The organism is Mesorhizobium sp. M0018 (genome assembly GCF_040323955.1).
Lineage (GTDB): Bacteria > Pseudomonadota > Alphaproteobacteria > Rhizobiales > Rhizobiaceae > Mesorhizobium.
This window is the reverse complement of the sequence record NZ_JAMYVL010000005.1, coordinates 230,679-249,059: the sequence shown is the minus strand read 5'-3', so window position 1 is coordinate 249,059 and position 18,381 is coordinate 230,679. Positions and strand designations below refer to the sequence as shown.

Below are 18,381 nucleotides of genomic sequence, written 5' to 3'. Positions count from 1 at the left end.
CAGCTTTCTGGGCTCAGCTTTCCGGAAGAGGGTAGGGATGCGCGAGCAGCAGCGCGCGGCCGCTGGCCAGCGCGATTTCGAGCCGGCCATTGACCTCGTTGGAAATGGTCAGCGACGAGCCGAACGCAACCTCGACATGGTCGAGCGGCCATTTGGCGCCGGTGACGCTCAGGCCGGCGAGATCGGAGAAGCCGAGCACCGAAAACAGCGTGCCGTCGGCATAGTCGAAGCCAGTCTTTCCCGGCAGCAAGGGAATGCCTTCCTGCACGCCACTGGTCAAAAGCACTTTCGTCCCGCCTTCCGCCAGCCGGACGCTCAGCGCCAGATGCAGGAAGATGTGGTCGGTACGTTTGCCGCCGAAGGCGCCTGCGAGCACAAGGCTGGTCGCACCGCGTTCGAGCGCGGCGGCGATAGCGAGTTCACCGTCGGTCTTGTCTTTTTCGGCAGGAAACACCTGCCGTGGCACGGCGGCCAGATCCTCCGGCAACTCGGCAGGCACGGAATCGAAATCGCCGACCCAGAGTTCCGGCCTCAGGCCCAGCATGCGGGCATGGCCGATGCCGGCATCGGCGGCGATGACGCGCGAGCCTTCGACCTGGCGGTCGAGCAGCGGCGTGCGGATGAGATCGCCGCCAAGCAGGATGGTGAATGTGCTCATATCTCGTGGCCCTTACCAGCCCTGCCCCGGAAACGGAAGATGAAACGGCAGACGAAACGGAAGGCTGGGCTTTGGATGCCCGGCAAACTTCCGCTTGCGCAGCACTTCGGCCGGGCCTATGTGTCGCAACGCTCTAACGGGGTGCCGGACGCGATTTTCGCGGACCGGCTGAGAGGCAAGACTGCCAACCCGCTGAACCTGATCCGGTTTGTACCGGCGGAGGGATTAGACGTTTCGGACAGCCCGACGCCTCAATTCCTTTCAACGCAAACGAAGGAGGCGCCGATGCGCAGTTTTTTCCACTCTCTTGTCTCAATTGTCCTGCTTGCGGCATCCGCGCTCGCCCTGCCAGGGCAGGCATCGGCACAGGATAGACTGACGGTCTATACCTATGAAAGCTTCACCGCCGATTGGGGTCCGGGACCGGCGGTGAAGAAGGCCTTCGAGACCGAATGCAGTTGCGTCGTCGAATTCGTCTCGGTCGCCGACGGCGTGGCGCTGCTCAACCGTGTGAAGCTGGAAGGCGCCGCGACCAAGGCCGATATCGTACTTGGCCTCGATACCAACTTAACCGCCGACGCCAAGGCAACCGGCCTGTTTTCGCCGCACGGCGCCGTCTCGGGCGTCAATGTACCGGGCGGCTGGAGCGACGATATTTTCGTGCCGTTCGACTATGGCTATTTCGCCGTCGTCTACGACACCGAAAAACTGAAGAGCCCGCCGAAGAGCCTCAGGGAATTGGTCGAGGGCGATGCCGGAGAGAAGATCGTCATCCAGGATCCGCGCACCTCGACGCCGGGCCTTGGCCTGCTGCTGTGGGTCAAGTCGGTCTATGGCGACAAGGCGCCGGAAGCCTGGGCCAAACTCAAGGCGAAGGTGCTGACGGTAACGCCGGGCTGGAGCGAGGCCTACGGCCTGTTCACCAAGGGCGAGGCGCCGATGGTGCTGTCCTACACGACCTCGCCGGCCTACCACATGGTCGCCGAAAACACCGAGCGCTACCAGGCGGCGTCCTTCGAGGAGGGCGAATATCTGCAGATCGAGGTTGCGGGGATCACCACCAAGGGCGCGAAGAACCCGCTGGCGGAAAAGTTCATTGCCTTCATGACCGGACCGAAATTCCAGGATGTCATTCCCGAAACCAACTGGATGTTCCCGGCCGGCAAAACCGACAAGCCGCTCAACCCGGCGTTCGACAAGCTGGTCAAGCCGACCAAGACCTTGCTGTTCAGCCCGGAAGACGTCGCGGCCAACCGCAAGGCCTGGGTCGATGAGTGGCTTGCGGCGATGAGCAGGTAGGGCTCAAGCCTCGTCGGATGTTTGCGCCAAGCCACCCCCCTCTGGCCTGCCGGCCATCTCCCCCTCAAGGGCACGGCTATCGCAGATGGAACGCCGAGGCTTTCGCTCTACGATGGACCCCCACCCCTAACCCCTCCCCACAAGGGGGAGGGAGACTTCCGTTGGCGCTGACCTCGGCAAATTGCCTGCCTTTCGGCGCCAAAAGGGGAAGTAAGGGCGCGCGGCAGCATTCCCTCCCCCTTGTGGGGAGGGTTAGGGTGGGGGTCCAACTTCGTAAGAATCCAAATGCGATAGCCCTGCCCTCAAGGGGGAGATCGGCAGCTTTGTCGCCTCTCCTCGTCCTGCCACTTGTGAGATTGGCGAAGGCGGCTGAGTGCGCAATCTCCCCCCTTGAGGGGGAGATGTCCGGCAGGCCAGAGAGGGGTGGGCTCGGCCTTTGCCAGGTATTTCCTTCGATCAACACCTGTCGTAGTGTCGGGTAGCACGACATGCGTACGCGTCATCCGGCCGATCCCCGCGTCACTGCCGGCATCGTCGCGCTCGCCGCCATCGCGCTGCTGATCGGCGGTGCATTCGCCGGGCTCGTCGTCGAAGCCACACGCGACCTGTCCGGCGCCGCCTCCGCTTTCGATTCCTATCTCTTGCGCGTCGTCCGTTTCACGCTCTGGCAGGCTCTGCTGTCGACCCTGCTCTCCGTTGCACCGGCGCTGTTCGTCGCGCGCGCCCTGTCGCGGCATCCGCGTTTTTTCGGGCGAGGCTTCATCCTCCAGCTTTTCGCCGTGCCACTGGCGCTGCCGGCCATTGTTGCCGCACTCGGTGTCTTGGCGCTCTATGGCCGCGCCGGCTATTTTGCCGGCACGCTGGGCGCGCTAGGCGGCCAGAGCTGGCCCGGCATCTATGGCCTGTCGGGCATACTCGTTGCGCATGTCTTCTTCAACCTGCCGCTGGCGACGCGGCTGTTCCTGGAGGCGTTGCAGACCGTGCCGGGTAACCAATGGCGGCTGGCGAGCCAGCTTGGCATGGGGGCTGCGCCGGCCTTCCGGCTGATCGAATGGCCGCCGCTGCGTGCGGCCTTGCCGGGCGTTGCCGGGCTCGTTTTCATGCTGTGCATCACCTCCTTCACCATCGTGCTTACGCTCGGCGGCGGGCCGCGCGCGACGACGCTCGAGGTTGCCATCTACCAGGCGCTGCGTTTCGACTTCGACCCGGCGCGGGCTGTGACGCTGACCCTGCTGCAGATTGCCCTGACCTTCGTCGTCGTGCTGGCACTGACGCGGCTTGGCGCCAATATGACCGGCGACGCCAATCTGCCGGTGGCGCCGCGCCGGTATTTTTCAGCCGGTGCGGCCGAGACCGTGCTGAACGCGCTGGCGATCGGGCTCGCACTGCTGTTTGTCGCCGGGCCGATGGCGGCCACGCTGGCAGCCGGGCTTGGCGCCGATCTCGGCCGCCTGGCCGGCGAGAGCGCGGTGCGGCAAGCGACGGCGACCAGTGCCGTGCTCTCCCTCCTGTCGGCGCTGCTCTCTGTGGCGTTGTCGCTGTCGCTGGTGATGGCGCGCCGGGCGCTGGCGCTCACCCGGCGGAGCGGCAGGAGGACGCTGCTCGAACACCTGGCCGACACCGGTGCGGGGTTCGTCCTGGTGGTGCCGCCCATCGTCATCGGTGCCGGCTGGTTCTTGCTCCTGCGCACCGTCGGCGATGTCTTTGCGATCGCCCCTGTCATGGTCGTTGCGGTCAATGCGGTGATGGCGATGCCGTTCGCCATCCGCGCCATCCGCCCTGCCTATGACGCGGCGAGCGAACGCCACGAACGGCTCTGCGCACAGCTTGGCATCTCGGGCTGGAACCGGTTGCGGCTGGTCGATTGGCCGTCGCTGCGGCGGCCGCTCGCCACCGGCTTCGCGTTCGCCATGGCGCTGTCGCTCGGCGATCTCGGCGTCATTGCGCTGTTCGGCAGCGATTCCGTGCAGACCTTGCCCTATCTGTTGCTGGCGCGCATGGGCAGTTACCGCACCGAGGATGCCGCCGGCCTGGCGCTGCTGCTCGGCCTTGTCTGCCTGGCGCTGGTGTTGGCCGCGGACTGGCTGGGAAGGAGGGAGAAATCATGATGCCGATAAGCCCGGAACGGTCCATTTCGGTGGAAAAAGGCGCGGCCGTGCGGCTCGATAATGTCTCGTTCAGCTATGGTGAAACGCCGCTTATATTCGATGTCGATTTCCCGGTGTCGGAAATCACCGCCATCATGGGGCCGAGCGGTTCGGGAAAGTCGACGCTGCTCAATCTGGTGGCCGGTTTCGAGACGCCGCGGTCGGGCCGCGTGCTGATCGGCGGCGCCGACGTCAGCACTGCGCCGCCATCAGCGCGGCCGGTATCGATGGTGTTCCAGGAAAACAACCTGTTTGCCCATCTGTCGGTCGAGCAGAATGTCGGGCTCGGCCGCTCGCCTTCGCTCAAGCTGAGCGAGGCTGACGGCGCCGCAATCGCCGCAGCGCTGAAGCGCGTCGGTCTTGCCGGCAAGGAAAGCCGGCTGCCGCGCGAACTCTCCGGCGGCGAGCGGCAGCGCGTCGCGCTCGCCCGGGTCCTGGTGCGCGACCGGCCGGTGCTGTTGCTCGACGAGCCGTTCGCTTCGCTCGGACCGGCACTGCGCGACGACATGCTCGATCTGGTAGCCGACGTTCATTCGGAGCAGCGCATGACGGTGCTATTCGTCACGCACCAGCCGGACGATGCGCGCCGTATCGGCCAAAACATGGTTTTCCTGGATGGTGGCACGGTTGCCGCGACGGGCACCGCGGCCGATTTTTTCGTCGGGGCTGGACCGGAGGCATTCCGACGCTATATCGGCTCGGGTCCGTTTGCGGCTGGATCACGAGATGTTGCCCGGAAGCGGACATAATTTATGGTCAAACCGGCGGAAGGCGAAGCGGCGCTTGCTTGCCATGGTCGAGGTAGTGTGGCTAGGTCCGCCAGGAGCTGGTCCGGCCTAGGCCGTGATTTGCCCTTGCTGCCTCGTATCTGTCGGACGCACGAAGGACGCCGTAGCACTTGATTTGCGCGTGATGCTTTCCGGAAATCGCGCCCGATTTTCGCGGTCACGTGCCAGGACTTGAAAGGAAGCCGATCTGCCGACCGGCATCGACAATCGGAGGGTGAAACCGCTGGCGCGCTTTCTGGCGCTGGCCGGTCTTGCCGTGGCGCTGGCAAGCTGCCAGATGTTCACGCCTCCCGACGTGCAGGAATCAGGCTTTCAGCCCTCAGACAAGCCGATCACGGTCGACAATGTCGCCGCCAACGGCAAGCTCGCTCAACTGGCGAAGGCGCAGCACCCGCGCATCCTCGCCACCTATGGCGGCGAGTATTCCGACCCCAAGCTCGAGCGCATGGTGGCCAAGATCGTCGGCAGACTGACCGTGGTGTCGGCCAACCCAACCCAGACCTACCGCATCACCATCCTCAACTCGCCCAACGTCAATGCCTTCGCGCTGCCGGGCGGCTATCTCTACATCACCCGCGGGCTGCTGGCGCTGGCCAACGATTCCGCCGAGCTGGCCGCCGTCATCGCGCATGAGATGGGCCACGTTACGGCCAACCACGGCCTGCAGCGCCAGCAGCTGGAAGCCGAAGAGGGGTTGGCGACCAAGGTCGTTTCGGACGTGCTCGGCGACAACCCGACGGCCAAGGCGGCGCTGATCCGCGGCAAGCTGAGGCTGGCCCAGTTCTCGCGCAATCAGGAGCTGGAGGCCGATGCCATCGGCATCAAGTCGATCGGCGAAGCCGGTTTCGACCCCTACGCCGCCGGCCGCTTCCTGCAGTCGATGTCGGCCTATACCGATTTCCGCTCAATCAGCGGCGCCACCGACGCCAGCCTCGACTTCCTGGCGACGCACCCCAACACGCCGCAGCGTATCGATCTCGCGCAGCGCCACGCCCGCCAGTTCGGCGCGCCTGGTGTCGGGTCGCGCGACCGCGATTCATTTCTTGCCGGCGTAGACGGGCTGCTTTACGGCGACACGCCGGAGGAAGGCTACGTGCGCGGCGAAACCTTCCTGCACCCTGGCCTCGGTGTGTCGTTCTCGGTGCCCAACGGTTTCGTCATCGACAATTCGGCGGCGGCGGTGACGGCCACAGGCCCGGGCGACATGGCGATCCGCTTCGACGGCGTTTCGATCGACAAGAACCGCTCGCTGACCGACTACATCCGCAGCGGTTGGGTTGCCGGCCTCGACGACAGCAGCGTGCGCCAGGAGACGATCAACGGCAACGAAGCGGCAACCGCGCATGCCGGCGCCGATGGCTGGCAATTCGACATTGCGGTGATCCGCGCCGGCGGCCAGGTCTACCGCTTGCTGACTGCTGCACCGTCGGCCAGCACCTCGCTGAGCACGGTGGCGCGCTCGGTCAGCGGCTCGTTCCGCATCCTGAGTGCTGCCGAGAAGGCGGCGTTGAAGCCGCTGCGTATCCGCATCGTCACGGTGCAGCCCGGCCAGACAATGGGCTCCCTGGCCGCGCAGATGGTCGGCGTCGACCGCAAGCTGGATTTGTTCAGGGTGCTCAACGCGCTGTCGCCGGGTGCCGCGGTTTCGGCCGGCGACAAGGTCAAGATCGTCACCGACAAATAGCAGGCGACGCGATTCAGGCTGCGAGAAATTCCGGATTCTGCTTTACCAGCGCCGCCTTGAGCTTTTCCATGGCGCGCGCCTCGATCTGCCGGACACGTTCCTTGGAGATGCCGAGCGTCTCGCCGAGCGCTTCGAGCGTCGCGCCCTCGTCGCTCAGCCGGCGTTCCTCGATAATCCTGAGCTCGCGCGCATTGAGAGCGCCGAGTGCCGTCTTCAGCCACACCGAGCGGCGTTCGACGTCGATCGTATCGCCGACGACCTCATCGGGCAGCGGGTCATCCGAAACCAGGAACTCCATCCGCTCGGTTGCGCCGGCATCGTCGGCTAGCGGCGTGTTGAGCGAGCTGTCCGGCGCCGAAAGGCGGGAATCCATCATCGCCACATCGGCTTCCGATACCCCGAGAGCCGCCGACACTTCGCGGTAGAGCGTGGCATTCGACGTCTGCTCGGCGCCGTTTGCCAGGCGGGCGCGCAGACGCCGCAGGTTGAAGAACAGCGCCTTTTGCGCCGAGCTGGTGCCGCCGCGCACGATCGACCAGTTGCGCAGGATATAGTCCTGCATCGAGGCGCGAATCCACCAAGTCGCGTAGGTCGAGAACCGCACCTCGCGCTCGGGTTCGAAACGGGCCGCGGCCTCCAGCAGCCCGACATGGCCTTCCTGGATCAGGTCGCCCAGCGGAAGGCCGTAGTGGCGAAACCGCGACGCCATGGAAATGACCAGCCGCATATGCGCGACGGTGATGCGGTGCAGCGCGTGCTGGTCATTGTTTTCCTTCCAGCGCAGCGCCAGGAGATGCTCTTCGTCACGTTCCAGATAAGGGGCTTTCATCGCCGCGCGAACCATGGTCCGTCCTGCACTGTCTTCCATCATGCCGCGCTCCTGCTTCAGGCGTTGCGGTGCGATCGAATCGTGAGTTGGCGCCGATGGTTGAAATGGCGGCGCCGCGCCCTACAACAGCGAAGAACGTGCCATGCGGGGGAATGTTCCCCCGGACTGTCATGTCGATTGCGCTGTTCCAGGCGATTCGCCACCGGCCTTGACTCAGCCGGATGGCGCCGGAAGATGCTGGTTGAGAATTGGATTTCAAGGGCGCGGGATTTTTGAAATTCAGTTTCTTATTCTGGCATCGCGCATCTGTCATTTTCCGGCACTCGCAATGACGCCGGACACCGGCCAAGGACGGATCACAGAAAAATGAAATGGCTCAAATCGCTCATCATCGCCGGAACGCTGCAGGTTCTGGCCATCGCCGCCGGTCACGCCGGCGCCAATCTCGACCAGATCAAGCAGTCCGGCGTCTTCAAGGTCGGCACAGAAGGAACCTATGCGCCCTTCACCTATCATGATGCTTCCGGCGCGCTGGTCGGCTTCGACGTCGAGATCGCGCGGGCCATCGCCGAGCGCCTCGGCGTCAAAGCCCAGTTCCTCGAAGGCAAATGGGACGGGCTGATCGCCGGTCTCGATGCCGACCGCTACGATGCCGTCATCAACGAGGTCGGCATCACCGAGGCGCGCAAGGCCAAATATGCTTTCTCCGATCCCTACATCGCCTCCAAGGCGGTGCTGATCGTGCGTGGCGACAACACCGACATCAAGGGTTTCGCCGATCTCAAGGGCAAGAAGGCGGCGCAATCGCTGACCTCGAATTTCGGCAAGCTGGCTGAAACCAATGGCGCCGAGCTCGTCGGCACCGACGGCTTCGACCAGTCGATCCAGCTGCTTCTTACCGGCCGCGCCGACGCCACCATCAACGACAGCCTGTCCTTCCTCGACTTCAAGAAGCACAAGCCCGACGCCAATGTGAAGATTGCCGCCCAGGAAGAAAACGCCGACTATTCCGGCGTCATCGTGCGCAAGGGCGATCCGGAACTGGTGGCCGCCATTAATAAGGCGCTGGCCGACATCAAGGCCGACGGCACCTACAAGAAAATCGCCGACACCTATTTCGGCCAGGACGTTTCGAAGTAAAACGGCTTTCTCGTGTGGGCCGAACGCCGGCCCGCGTCGTTCATATCGCGGCGAGCTGTCTTTTGACGGCCCGCCGCTTTCGCGTGATATGAGCGACGGCAATCTGGCAAGGAGGAGCCTTCGTGCCGCACTGGCTGCAATTGATGCTGGAATCCCTGCCTACGCTGCTGTGGGCTGCACTGATCTTCACCGTGCCGTTGACGCTGCTGTCGTTTGCATTCGGTCTTGTACTAGGCCTGGTTGTGGCGCTTGTCCGGCTGTTCGGTCCCAAACCGCTGGTCGCCGTGGTCCGCTTCTACGTCTGGATATTCCGCGGCACGCCGCTTCTCGTGCAACTGTTCCTTATCTTCTACGGCCTGCCATCGGTCGGCATCCTGCTCGACGCCTTTCCGGCAGCACTGATCGGCTTCACCTTGAACATCGGTGCTTATTCATCGGAAATCATCCGCGCCGTCATCGGTTCGGTGCCCAAGGGCCAGTGGGAAGCGGCCTATTCGATCGGCATGACCTGGGCTCAGGCAATGCGGCGCACCATTCTTCCACAGGCGGGGCGCGTCGCCGTGCCGCCGCTGTCCAACACCTTCATCTCGCTGGTCAAGGACACTTCGCTCGCCGCCGCCATCACGGTGCCGGAGATGTTCCAGGCAGCGCAGCGCATCGTCGCCACCACCTATGAGCCGCTGATCCTCTATGTCGAGGCAGCGGCCCTCTATCTGATCATGAGCTCCGTGCTGTCGGCCTTGCAGGCGCGGCTGGAAACGCGGCTCAACCGTTATGGCGGCTTCCTGGAGGCGCGCGCATGATCGGCCTCACCAACATCGAAAAGCGTTTCGGCGACAATCTTGTGCTGAAGGGCGTGACCGTCACCATCGAGGAAGGCAGCGTTACGGCGCTTGTCGGACCATCGGGCGGAGGGAAGAGCACGCTTTTGCGCTGCATCAACCTGCTCGAGCTCCCGACTTCAGGCACGGTACGGATCGGCGACGATGCACTCGAATTCCGCCCCGGCGGCAGGGTCTCGACCAGGGATATCCAGCGGCTGCGGCTGCAGACCGGCATGGTGTTCCAGAATTTCCAGCTGTTTCCGCATCGCACCGCGATCGAGAACATCATGGAGGGGCTGGTGACGGTGCTGAAATGGCCCAGGGAAAGGGCACGCGAACGGGCGCTGGCCCTGCTCGAAAAGGTCGGCATGGCACACAAGGCCGATGCCTGGCCGGCGACGCTGTCAGGTGGCCAGCAGCAGCGCGTGGCGATTGCCCGGGCTCTGGCGCCTTCGCCGAAAGTCCTGCTCTGCGACGAGCCGACCTCGGCACTCGATCCGGAACTGGCGCAGGAGGTGGTCGATGTGCTCGGCAAGCTCGCCAGCGAGGGCACGACCATGGTGATGGCGACGCATGATCTGCGGCTCGCCTCCAAGATCGCGCGGGAAGTGGTGTTCCTCGATGCCGGCAACATCGTCGAACAAGGGCCGGCCGCGGTACTGTTCAGCAATCCGGAGCGCCAGCGGACCAAGCGGTTCATCGCCACGCTGAAGCACGAGGCGGAAAGGGAAGGCGGCGGCGAAGGTTAGATATGCCTCGTCGCCGGTCAGCTAAGACAAAAAAACCCGGCGCAAGGCCGGGTTTTTTGTGAATTCGAAGACGAGAAAAGCTCAGGCGGCTTCTTCCTGCTCGGCTTCCTCGTTGTCGGCCTTGGCGCCGCGCTTGGGACCCTTGTTGAGGTTCACCTCGATGAGGCGGACCGCTTCGGTCTCCGACATTCGGTTGACGGCCGCGATCTCGCGGGCCATGCGGTCGAGGGCCGCCTCGTAGAGCTGGCGCTCGGAATAGGACTGCTCCGGCTGGTTATCGGCGCGGTAAAGGTCGCGCACCACTTCCGAGATCGAGATCAGATCGCCGGAGTTGATCTTGGCATCATATTCCTGGGCACGGCGTGACCACATGGTGCGCTTGACGCGGGCGCGGCCCTGCACGACCTTCAGCGCGCGCTCGACATAATCCTCTTCCGACAGCTTGCGCATGCCGATCGAGGTCGCCTTGGCGACCGGCACCTTGAGGCGCATCTTGTCCTTCTGGAAGTCGATGACGAACAGCTCCAGCTTGTGGCCCGCGACTTCCTGCTCGTCGATCGAGACGATCTGGCCGACACCATGCGCCGGATAAACGATGTACTCGCCGGTCTTGAAACCGTGGCGCGCTGCGGTGGACTTCTTCTGCGGGGTGATCGTTGCCATTACGCCCTGAACTCCTTGTTGTGGTACCGGCATCGTGCCGGCCCGAACTCGTGCGACCGGGGTGACCGGTCCTCAGCCACACAACGATGAACTCACCGGAAAGGCCAGGACCGGCAAATCGCAACATTGCGACCGCCTGCCCCAGATCGCTCTGGTCCGGATTGAGAAATTCACCTTTCAGTGATTTGGGGCGTTTGCGCCATAAATCGACGTTGTGTCACCGGCATGTTTGGTTGATATAACACAAAAAGTCGGAAGAATCAAGGTTTTGCTGCACGCGCGAAGGCCACGCGCCGTCGCCGCCTGTCAAGGCGGTTAATGTATCACGGCTGTTACGCGGCGTCAGGCCACCGCAGCCGGCAGGCTCGTCAGTCGCCTTCGCCGGGCTCGGGGGAGAAATATTTCTCGAACTTGCCAGTTTCGCCATCGAAATTCTTAGCGTCGGCCGGCGGCTCCTTCTTGGCGGTGATGTTGGGCCATTTGTCGGCATATTCGGTGTTGATCTGCAGCCATTTGTCGAGGCCCGACTCGGTGTCGGGCTTGATCGCGTCGGCCGGGCATTCCGGTTCGCAGACACCGCAATCGATGCACTCGTCCGGGTGGATGACGAGCATGTTCTCACCTTCGTAGAAGCAGTCGACCGGACAGACCTCGATGCAGTCCATGTATTTGCATTTTATGCAATTGTCGGTCACGACGTAGGTCATTGGTCGGCTCCGGGACGTCCCATTTTGTTGGGCTTTTTTGGTGAGGTAACGCCTTTGTCCGCCGGTGGCAAGGGCGGCCCCTGCCAGCGGTGCCGCGGTTTCCGGAATGGAATTCCGGAAGGCCGGCAAAGCGGGCGTTCGACCTTGCTCAATCGTCGCCGAGCAGGTGGTCGGTCTGGCGGCGTTCCTTCTTCGTCGGGCGACCTCTGCCGGCCTCGCGCAACGGCGGCACCGCATCCGGAAGCGCCTCGCCCTTGGGCGCGGGGGGCGGCGACATGTCCTCGTAGAGCAGGCGGGCCTCTTCGGCCGGGCCACGCCGTACGCCGGTGCCAAGGACTTTCCAGACGAAGATCCGCCGCTCCAGCGTGATGGTCAAAACGTCGCCCGGCCGGACCGTATCGGAGGCCTGCGCTGCTTTGTCGCGATTGATGCGGACGCGTCCGGCGACGACCAGCTTGGCTGCCAGCGTGCGCGATTTTACCGCGCGCGAGAAGAACAGCCACTTGTCGATGCGCTGGCGGGCATCAGTGACCATTGGACGAGCAGCTTACTTCTTCAGCTGGTCGCGCAACGCGGCGAGCTTGGCGAAGGGCGAGTCCGGATCGAAGCGGACCGGGCGTTCCTCACGCGGCTTTGGCTGGAAGGCGGGTTTTGCGCCTTGGGCGCCGCCTTTGCCGTCCTGCCGGCCAGCCTTCCAGTCGGGCCGGTTTTCGCGCCGGTCCGGGCGTTCACCTTGCGGCTTGCCGGCGCGCTGCTCTGCCGCCTCGCCTTGCGGCCTGGGCTTGAACTTGCTGCGATCGAAGCGTGGCTTGCCGGCGCCGTCGCGCTGGTCGTGGCGCCCCTGACGGGCGGGCCGGTCGCCCGGCGTCGCTTGCCCGCCGGCATCTGTCGGCGCATCGCTGCGGCTGTCCGGCGCAGCTTGACCACTGCGCGCGCGATTGTCCCGATGATTGTCCCGGGGGCGGTTGTCATGCTGGCGATGACGCGGGCGCTGGTCGAAACGACCCTGCCGCCACAACAGGATGGGTTTTGGCTCCTCGGCTTCTGGAGCAGCTTCGCCGGCGATGGCTCCTGCCGTCGCTGCAGGTTCGGCCGGCGATGCTTCCGTAGTGTCGGAAACCGGCGGCTCTGCCGGTGCCGCAGCCTCAGTTTCCGCCCCAAGTTCCGCCGTTGGCTCGGCCGCTGGTTCCGCAGGCGCTTCAGCAGTCGCCTCCGCGGCGGGCCGGGTCTCTTGCGTGACTTCTGCCGCAGCTTCAGGGGCTGGAGCTTCCGCGACAGGCTCTGCCGTCGCTTCGGTCACAGCTTCGGCCGCCGCCTCCGCAACAGGAGCCGCATCCGACACAGGTTCCGAAGCCTCCGCCGGCGGCTCTGCCGCGGCAGATGCTTCCGCCATCCTCGCCTGCTCGACGCGCGCAGTCTCTTCCGCCGCCTGCTTTGCAGCGGCAGCTTCACGCGCGGCATTGTCCTGTGCTTCGAGCCGCGCCTTGACCTCGGCCGCCGGTTTGGCATCGGCGCGATAGCCGAGTCCCTTCAGGATTTCTTCCATGTCGTCGGCGGTGGCGCCGAGGATCGACATCATCGGCGGCGTCACCATGAAGGACTGGCCGTCATAGGCGCCGTCGGGGCGAGGGCCGAGGCCCGGCTTCCAGTTGGTCGCCGGCCGGATCAGGTCGGCCAGCCGTTCGAGAATATCGACGCGTACAGCACGCCGGCCAAGATTGCGGTAGCCGGCAAGCTTGTAGAAGGTCTTGTCGAAGGTCGGATCGATGACCACCGAGGTGCGGCCGGAGGCCAGTGCGTGAACGACATCGCCGAAGCCGGGCTTGTCCTTGCCGTCGTTTCTCAGCGCCCACAGCAGCGTTATCAGCCCGGCCGGCGCCGGTTTGATCAGCGCCGGCACGAAGACATGGTAGGCGCCGAAGCGCACTCCGAGACGGCGAAGCGCCGCGCGGCCTTCCTGGTCGAGCGACTTCATCTCGTCGGCGATGTCGCGACGGTTGATGAGGCCGAAATGCTCGACAAGCTGGAAAGCGATGCCGCGGCCGATGCCGGTGATCTGCTCGGCATTCTTGAGATCGACCAGCGGCTTCAGCAGGGATTCGATCTGGAAATTGACGAAGCGCTCGGCGCGCGCCGCAACCTTGTCGCGGGCCGGGCCGGTGAGTTGCTCGTCGGCCAGCAGAACCAGACGCGGCTTCAAAGCGTCTTCGCCGGCGACCAGCGTGCCGATCGGCGCGCCGATCCAGCGCAGCGTGCCATCCGAACCCAGCGCGATGTCGCCATTGGCCGAGGCGCCGAAGCGCTCGGCCCGCGCCTCGAACTCGGCGGCAAGCGCCTTCTGCGCCGCCGCCCGCACCGCCTTGGCGTCTTCGCCGCCGGCGCTCTGGTCGGCGGTGAAGCGGAAACCTTGCAACTCGCCGACGTGATGGCCTTCGACGAGGACGGTTCCGGTTGGGCTGATTTCGGCTTCAGGCATCGTGTTTTCTCTAAGGCGCCGCATGAGGACGGAAGTCCTGCGGTCTACAAAACGTTTCGTCAACCGCTCATGCAGCGCATCCGACAATCTGTCTTCGATTTCGCGCGTCTTTTCCTGCCAGTGTGCCCGATCGGCCAGCCAGCCGGGCCGGTTGGAAACGAAGGTCCATGTGCGGATCTGGGCAATCCTGTGCGACAGCGTGTCGATGTCGCCTTCGGTTGTGTCGGCACGGCGCACCTGCTCGGCCATGTAGTTCTCGTCGACATGGCCGTGCCTGGCAAGGTCCATGTAAATGGAGGCGATCAAGTCGGCGTGCTGGGCCGGCGCGATCTTCCTGTAGTCGGGCAGCGCGCAGGCTTCCCACAGCAGCGCCACGCGCCTGGCATCGGTGGTGAGTGCCCGGACGTCCTCGTCGCGCGACAGATGCTCGAGCGCCTGCGCGTCTACTGCCGGCAGCGCGCGCGTCAGGCCTTCGACCGGGGCGTTGGTCTCAATCGAGCGCTTCAGCGCATCAAGGTTGGCGAAATCGAAATGCGCGGTGCGCCACTGCAGTACTTTCACCGGGTCGAAATCATGCGCCTCGATTTTGTTGACCAGTTCATCATCCAGCGGATCGACCTGGCCGGTGACGCCGAAGGTGCCGTCGCGCAGATGCCGGCCGGCGCGGCCGGCAATCTGGCCGAGCTCGGCCGCCGTCAGGTTGCGGTACTGGTAGCCGTCGAATTTACGGTTCTGGGCGAAGGCGACATGGTCGAGGTCGAGGTTGAGGCCCATGCCGATGGCGTCGGTGGCGACGAGGTAGTCGACGTCGCCCGACTGGAACAGCGCCACCTGGGCGTTGCGGGTGCGCGGGCTGAGTGCGCCGAGCACGACGGCGGCACCGCCCTGCTGGCGGCGGATCAGCTCGGCGATGGCATAGACCTCGTCGGCCGAGAAGGCGACGATCGCGGTGCGCCGCGGCAGGCGGGTCAGCTTCTTCGAGCCGGCATAGGCAAGATGCGACAGGCGTGGCCGGGTCACCACCGACACGCCCCGCAGCAGGCGCTGCAGGATGCCGTGCATGGTGGCCGCGCCCAGCAGCAGCGTCTCCTGCCGGCCGCGCAGATGTAGGATGCGATCGGTAAAGATGTGGCCGCGTTCGAGATCGCCGGCGAGCTGGACCTCGTCGATGGCAACGAAGGCGGCGTCGGTCTCGCGCGGCATCGCTTCCACGGTGCAGACCGAGTATTTCGCGCCCGCCGGCTGGATCTTTTCCTCGCCGGTGATGAGCGCCACCTTATGGGCGCCGACCTTCTCGCAGACGCGCGTATAGACCTCGCGGGCAAGCAGCCTGAGCGGCAGGCCGATGACGCCGCTTTCGTGCGCCACCATGCGTTCGATGGCGAGATGGGTCTTGCCGGTGTTGGTCGGGCCGAGCACGGCCGTCACGTCTCGACCCGACAGGATCAGCGGTTCAGTGTGTTTCGGATGGATGTTCATCGGCCTGGAAATAAGGCTCTCTGCCTCGCATTGTCGGGAGCGCGCCCATATTGGCCGCGTATGACAGGCGACACATAGGGATTTCGGGCGCGAAGCGAAAGCGGAATATGCCGAGGGCAGGCCGATTGGTCGGTTCGAAGCCAGAAAATCTGTTCCCGATTAACAGTTGGAACGAGTCTGGAACGAATCAGCGACGAATCACTGACTCGCGCTGATTCAGGTTTTGTTCACGGCTACATCTGGGTTTTCTGCCGGCGTACCTCACCACATGCTGAATCACGGAAACTGGCCCGATTTATGCAAGCGGCATCAAAGCGAGCACTGCGGTTAACCTTTGCCGGTGAATGGTCGTGGCTGGCCAACCTGCTTCGCACAACATTATGAAATTATTGATGTTTCCTAATGCGCTTTAATCATTTCGCAGGTGTTTTCAGCTCTCGCCGTTAACGCTCCGCTCAAAGCCGGAACGAATCGGCGACGAATCAGCGATAGCTGAAGTTTCTTGGTTTGTTCACCGCAACATGTTGTGTCGTGAACAGCTTTTCCACCGAGAATCCACAGGCTGCCGGGCGGCTTTTGCACAAGCTGCGAGTTTGCCGTTAACCTTTGCGTGCCGGATTGGGGCAGCGTTGCATCGAGATCTTGCAACGGGAAGACCGCTATAGAAACGGGCCGTTTTGCAGGCCCGTTCGTCCAAGCGAGGATCTGTCTCAACGTAAAGACAAACGATCAGGCGACGTACTGGCCGCCATTGGCTGATATGGTCGAGCCGGTGATGAAACCGGCATCGTCGGAAGCGAGGAAGACGACGCAGCGCGCGATCTCCTCCGGCTCGCCGAGACGGCCGACCGGGATGTGCGGGATGACGCGCTCGTTGAGGACCTTCTCGTCCATTGCCTTGACCATCTCGGTGGCGATGTAGCCGGGGCAAATGACGTTGACGGTGATGCCGGCGCGCGCGCCTTCCTGGGCCAGTGCCTTGGTGAAGCCGATATCGCCGGCCTTCGAGGCCGAATAATTGACCTGGCCGACCTGGCCTTTCTGACCGTTGATCGAGGAGATGGTGATGATGCGACCGAACTTGCGATCGCGCATGCCGCCCCACAATGGATGCGTCATGTTGAAGACGCCGGAAAGGTTGGTGTCGAGGACCTCTTTCCATTGCTCGCGCGTCATCTTGTGGAACATCGCGTCGCGAGTGATGCCGGCATTGTTGACCAGCACCGAGACGGGACCGAGATCGGCCTCTATCTGTTTGATGCCGGCGGCGCAGGCCTCGTAGTCGGCGACCGACCATTTATAGACCGGGATGCCGGTCGCGGCGTTGAACTTTGCCGCCGCTTCTTCATTGCCGGCGTAGTTTGCGGCGACCGAATAGCCGGCGCTTTTCAAGGCGACCGATATCGCCGCGCCGATGCCGCGCGACCCGCCTGTGACGATTGCAACCTTTGTCATATGTCCTCCCGGGAAATGCAGATGACTGAGCGTTGAAGCGGTGGGGGTTTGCCCTCTATTCCCTACTCGCTTTGCGCCAGCATCCTATTCGTATCGCTTATCTCATCACAATGCTTCCACGCACATGGCAACACCCATGCCGCCGCCGATGCACAGCGTGGCAAGGCCTTTCTTGGCACTTCTGCGGCGCATCTCGTAGACCAGCGTGTTGAAGATGCGGGCGCCCGAGGCGCCGACCGGATGGCCGATGGCGATGGCGCCGCCATTGACGTTGACGATGGCCGGATTCCAGCCCATGTCCTTGTTGACGGCGCAGGCCTGCGCGGCAAAGGCCTCGTTGGCTTCGACCAGATCGAGGTCGCCAACCGACCAGCCGGCCTTGGCCAGCGCCTTGCGCGAGGAGGGGATCGGTCCCGTCCCCATGATCTGCGGGTCGACACCGGCGGTCGCCCAGGAAACGATGCGCACCAGCGGTGTGATGCCGCGCCTTGCGGCTTCCGCTTCGGTCATCAGCACCACGGCGGCGGCGCCGTCGTTGATGCCGGAAGCATTGGCAGCAGTTACCGTGCCTTCCTTGTCGAAGGCGGGCTTGAGCTTGGTCATGGCATCGATTGTCGCGCCGTGGCGGATGTATTCATCCTGGTCGACGACGGTGTCGCCCTTCCTGCCCTTGACTGTAAAGGCAACGATCTCGTCCTTGAATTTCCCGGCTTTCTGCGCGGCCTCGGCCTTGTTCTGGGAAGCCAGTGCGAACTGGTCCTGGTCGTCGCGGGTGATCTGGAACTGGCGGGCGACGTTCTCAGCGGTGTTGCCCATATGATAGCCATAGAAGGCATCGGTCAGGCCGTCCTTGATCATGGTGTCGATCAGCTTGAAATCGCCCATCTTGACGCCACCGCGCAGATGCTGTGCATGCGGAGCCATCGACATCGATTCCTGGCCGCCGGCAACGATGATCCTCGCGTCGCCCTGGGCGATCTGCTGCATGCCGAGCGCGATGGCGCGCAAGCCCGAGCCGCAGAGCTGGTTCAGGCCCCAGGAGGTCGCCTCCTGCGGTACGCCGGCAGCCATTGCCGCCTGCCGCGCCGGGTTCTGCCCTTGAGCCGCGGTCAGAATCTGGCCGAGAATGACCTCGTCCACCTCCTTGCCGTCGACGCCGGCACGGACCAGCGCTTCCCTGACGGCGACGGCACCCAATTCATGGGCTGGGGTGTTGGCGAAGGCGCCGTTGAAGGAGCCGACGGGCGTGCGCGCTGCACTGGCGACAACGATGGCGTTGGAAGCGGACATGTTCTTCTCCAGGCTTTCGGGGAACGATTTCGGGTGCCGTCGGGGACTTTTCTTGCCCTTTCCACAACCCGAGTCAAACCCGAAATGGGCATGGCGTCCCACTCCCGCAAGCATGCCGCCCGTCGCTGCGACGGCGGCCCGTCCGTGCTGCGCAGCATAAAATGTTCCCGCACTGCACAAACTGCTTGGATTC

The 18,381-nt window shown here is 64.0% G+C and carries 15 protein-coding genes and 1 riboswitch; of the genes, 7 read left to right on the top strand and 8 right to left on the bottom strand.

Annotated features, from left to right (window positions below; translation table 11 throughout):
• Positions 1–13: 13 nt before the first annotated feature.
• Positions 14–658, bottom strand: coding sequence for a thiamine diphosphokinase (locus NKJ81_RS09675; RefSeq protein ID WP_352540290.1), 645 nt, complete (start codon positions 656–658; stop codon positions 14–16).
• Positions 659–785: 127 nt separating this feature from the next.
• Positions 786–900: riboswitch (TPP riboswitch) on the top strand.
• Between the two features lie 43 nt (positions 901–943).
• On the opposite strand from NKJ81_RS09675, the gene thiB reads away from it, so the two are divergent.
• The 4 genes from thiB to NKJ81_RS09655 all read left to right on the top strand — a co-directional run bounded on the left by thiB (position 944) and on the right by NKJ81_RS09655 (position 6,576).
• Positions 944–1,957, top strand: coding sequence for a thiamine ABC transporter substrate binding subunit (gene thiB / locus NKJ81_RS09670; protein WP_352540289.1), 1,014 nt, complete (start codon positions 944–946; stop codon positions 1,955–1,957).
• Between the two features lie 488 nt (positions 1,958–2,445).
• Positions 2,446–4,065 carry a thiamine/thiamine pyrophosphate ABC transporter permease gene (gene thiP / locus NKJ81_RS09665; RefSeq protein ID WP_352540288.1) on the top strand — a complete coding sequence of 540 codons (1,620 nt, stop codon included), beginning with the start codon at positions 2,446–2,448 and terminating at the stop codon, positions 4,063–4,065.
• The gene (thiQ, locus tag NKJ81_RS09660) at positions 4,062–4,853 is read left to right on the top strand and encodes a thiamine ABC transporter ATP-binding protein (RefSeq protein WP_352540287.1); all 792 of its coding nucleotides are present in this window, start codon (positions 4,062–4,064) and stop codon (positions 4,851–4,853) included. The genes thiP and thiQ overlap by 4 nt, the downstream gene beginning before the upstream one ends.
• A gap of 253 nt (positions 4,854–5,106) precedes the next feature.
• Entirely contained in the window at positions 5,107–6,576 is a 1,470-nt protein-coding gene (locus NKJ81_RS09655) for a M48 family metalloprotease (protein ID WP_023680559.1), read from the top strand.
• Between the two features lie 13 nt (positions 6,577–6,589).
• Here NKJ81_RS09655 and NKJ81_RS09650 read toward each other — a convergent pair whose 3' ends face one another.
• The gene (locus NKJ81_RS09650) at positions 6,590–7,447 is read right to left on the bottom strand and encodes an RNA polymerase factor sigma-32 (RefSeq protein ID WP_254816490.1); all 858 of its coding nucleotides are present in this window, start codon (positions 7,445–7,447) and stop codon (positions 6,590–6,592) included.
• A gap of 324 nt (positions 7,448–7,771) precedes the next feature.
• On the opposite strand from NKJ81_RS09650, the gene NKJ81_RS09645 reads away from it, so the two are divergent.
• The 3 genes from NKJ81_RS09645 (at position 7,772) to NKJ81_RS09635 (ending at position 10,118) form a co-directional block, all read left to right on the top strand.
• Positions 7,772–8,545, top strand: coding sequence for an amino acid ABC transporter substrate-binding protein (locus NKJ81_RS09645; protein WP_352540286.1), 774 nt, complete (start codon positions 7,772–7,774; stop codon positions 8,543–8,545).
• 122 nt (positions 8,546–8,667) lie between these two features.
• On the top strand, positions 8,668–9,348 hold the full coding sequence (locus NKJ81_RS09640) for an ABC transporter permease subunit (RefSeq protein ID WP_352471183.1): 681 nt from the start codon (positions 8,668–8,670) through the stop codon (positions 9,346–9,348).
• Positions 9,345–10,118 carry an amino acid ABC transporter ATP-binding protein gene (locus NKJ81_RS09635; protein WP_352540285.1) on the top strand — a complete coding sequence of 258 codons (774 nt, stop codon included), beginning with the start codon at positions 9,345–9,347 and terminating at the stop codon, positions 10,116–10,118. The genes NKJ81_RS09640 and NKJ81_RS09635 overlap by 4 nt, the downstream gene beginning before the upstream one ends.
• 81 nt (positions 10,119–10,199) lie before the next feature.
• Here NKJ81_RS09635 and NKJ81_RS09630 read toward each other — a convergent pair whose 3' ends face one another.
• From NKJ81_RS09630 to NKJ81_RS09605, 6 genes are all read right to left on the bottom strand, one after another.
• Positions 10,200–10,781, bottom strand: a complete 582-nt coding sequence (locus tag NKJ81_RS09630) for a CarD family transcriptional regulator (RefSeq protein WP_006327799.1) — start codon at positions 10,779–10,781, stop codon at positions 10,200–10,202.
• 368 nt (positions 10,782–11,149) lie between these two features.
• Positions 11,150–11,488, bottom strand: coding sequence for a ferredoxin FdxA (gene fdxA / locus NKJ81_RS09625; protein ID WP_352452512.1), 339 nt, complete (start codon positions 11,486–11,488; stop codon positions 11,150–11,152).
• Positions 11,489–11,636: 148 nt separating this feature from the next.
• A complete protein-coding gene (locus NKJ81_RS09620; RefSeq protein ID WP_352540284.1) occupies positions 11,637–12,023 on the bottom strand; it encodes an RNA-binding S4 domain-containing protein in 387 nt (128 codons plus the stop codon).
• A 12-nt stretch (positions 12,024–12,035) separates the two neighbouring features.
• On the bottom strand, positions 12,036–15,443 hold the full coding sequence (locus tag NKJ81_RS09615) for a helicase-related protein (RefSeq protein ID WP_352540283.1): 3,408 nt from the start codon (positions 15,441–15,443) through the stop codon (positions 12,036–12,038).
• A 729-nt stretch (positions 15,444–16,172) separates the two neighbouring features.
• Positions 16,173–16,898, bottom strand: a complete 726-nt coding sequence (gene phbB / locus NKJ81_RS09610) for an acetoacetyl-CoA reductase (protein WP_352471181.1) — start codon at positions 16,896–16,898, stop codon at positions 16,173–16,175.
• Between the two features lie 105 nt (positions 16,899–17,003).
• Positions 17,004–18,188, bottom strand: a complete 1,185-nt coding sequence (locus NKJ81_RS09605) for an acetyl-CoA C-acetyltransferase (protein ID WP_352540282.1) — start codon at positions 18,186–18,188, stop codon at positions 17,004–17,006.
• Positions 18,189–18,381: the final 193 nt, after the last annotated feature.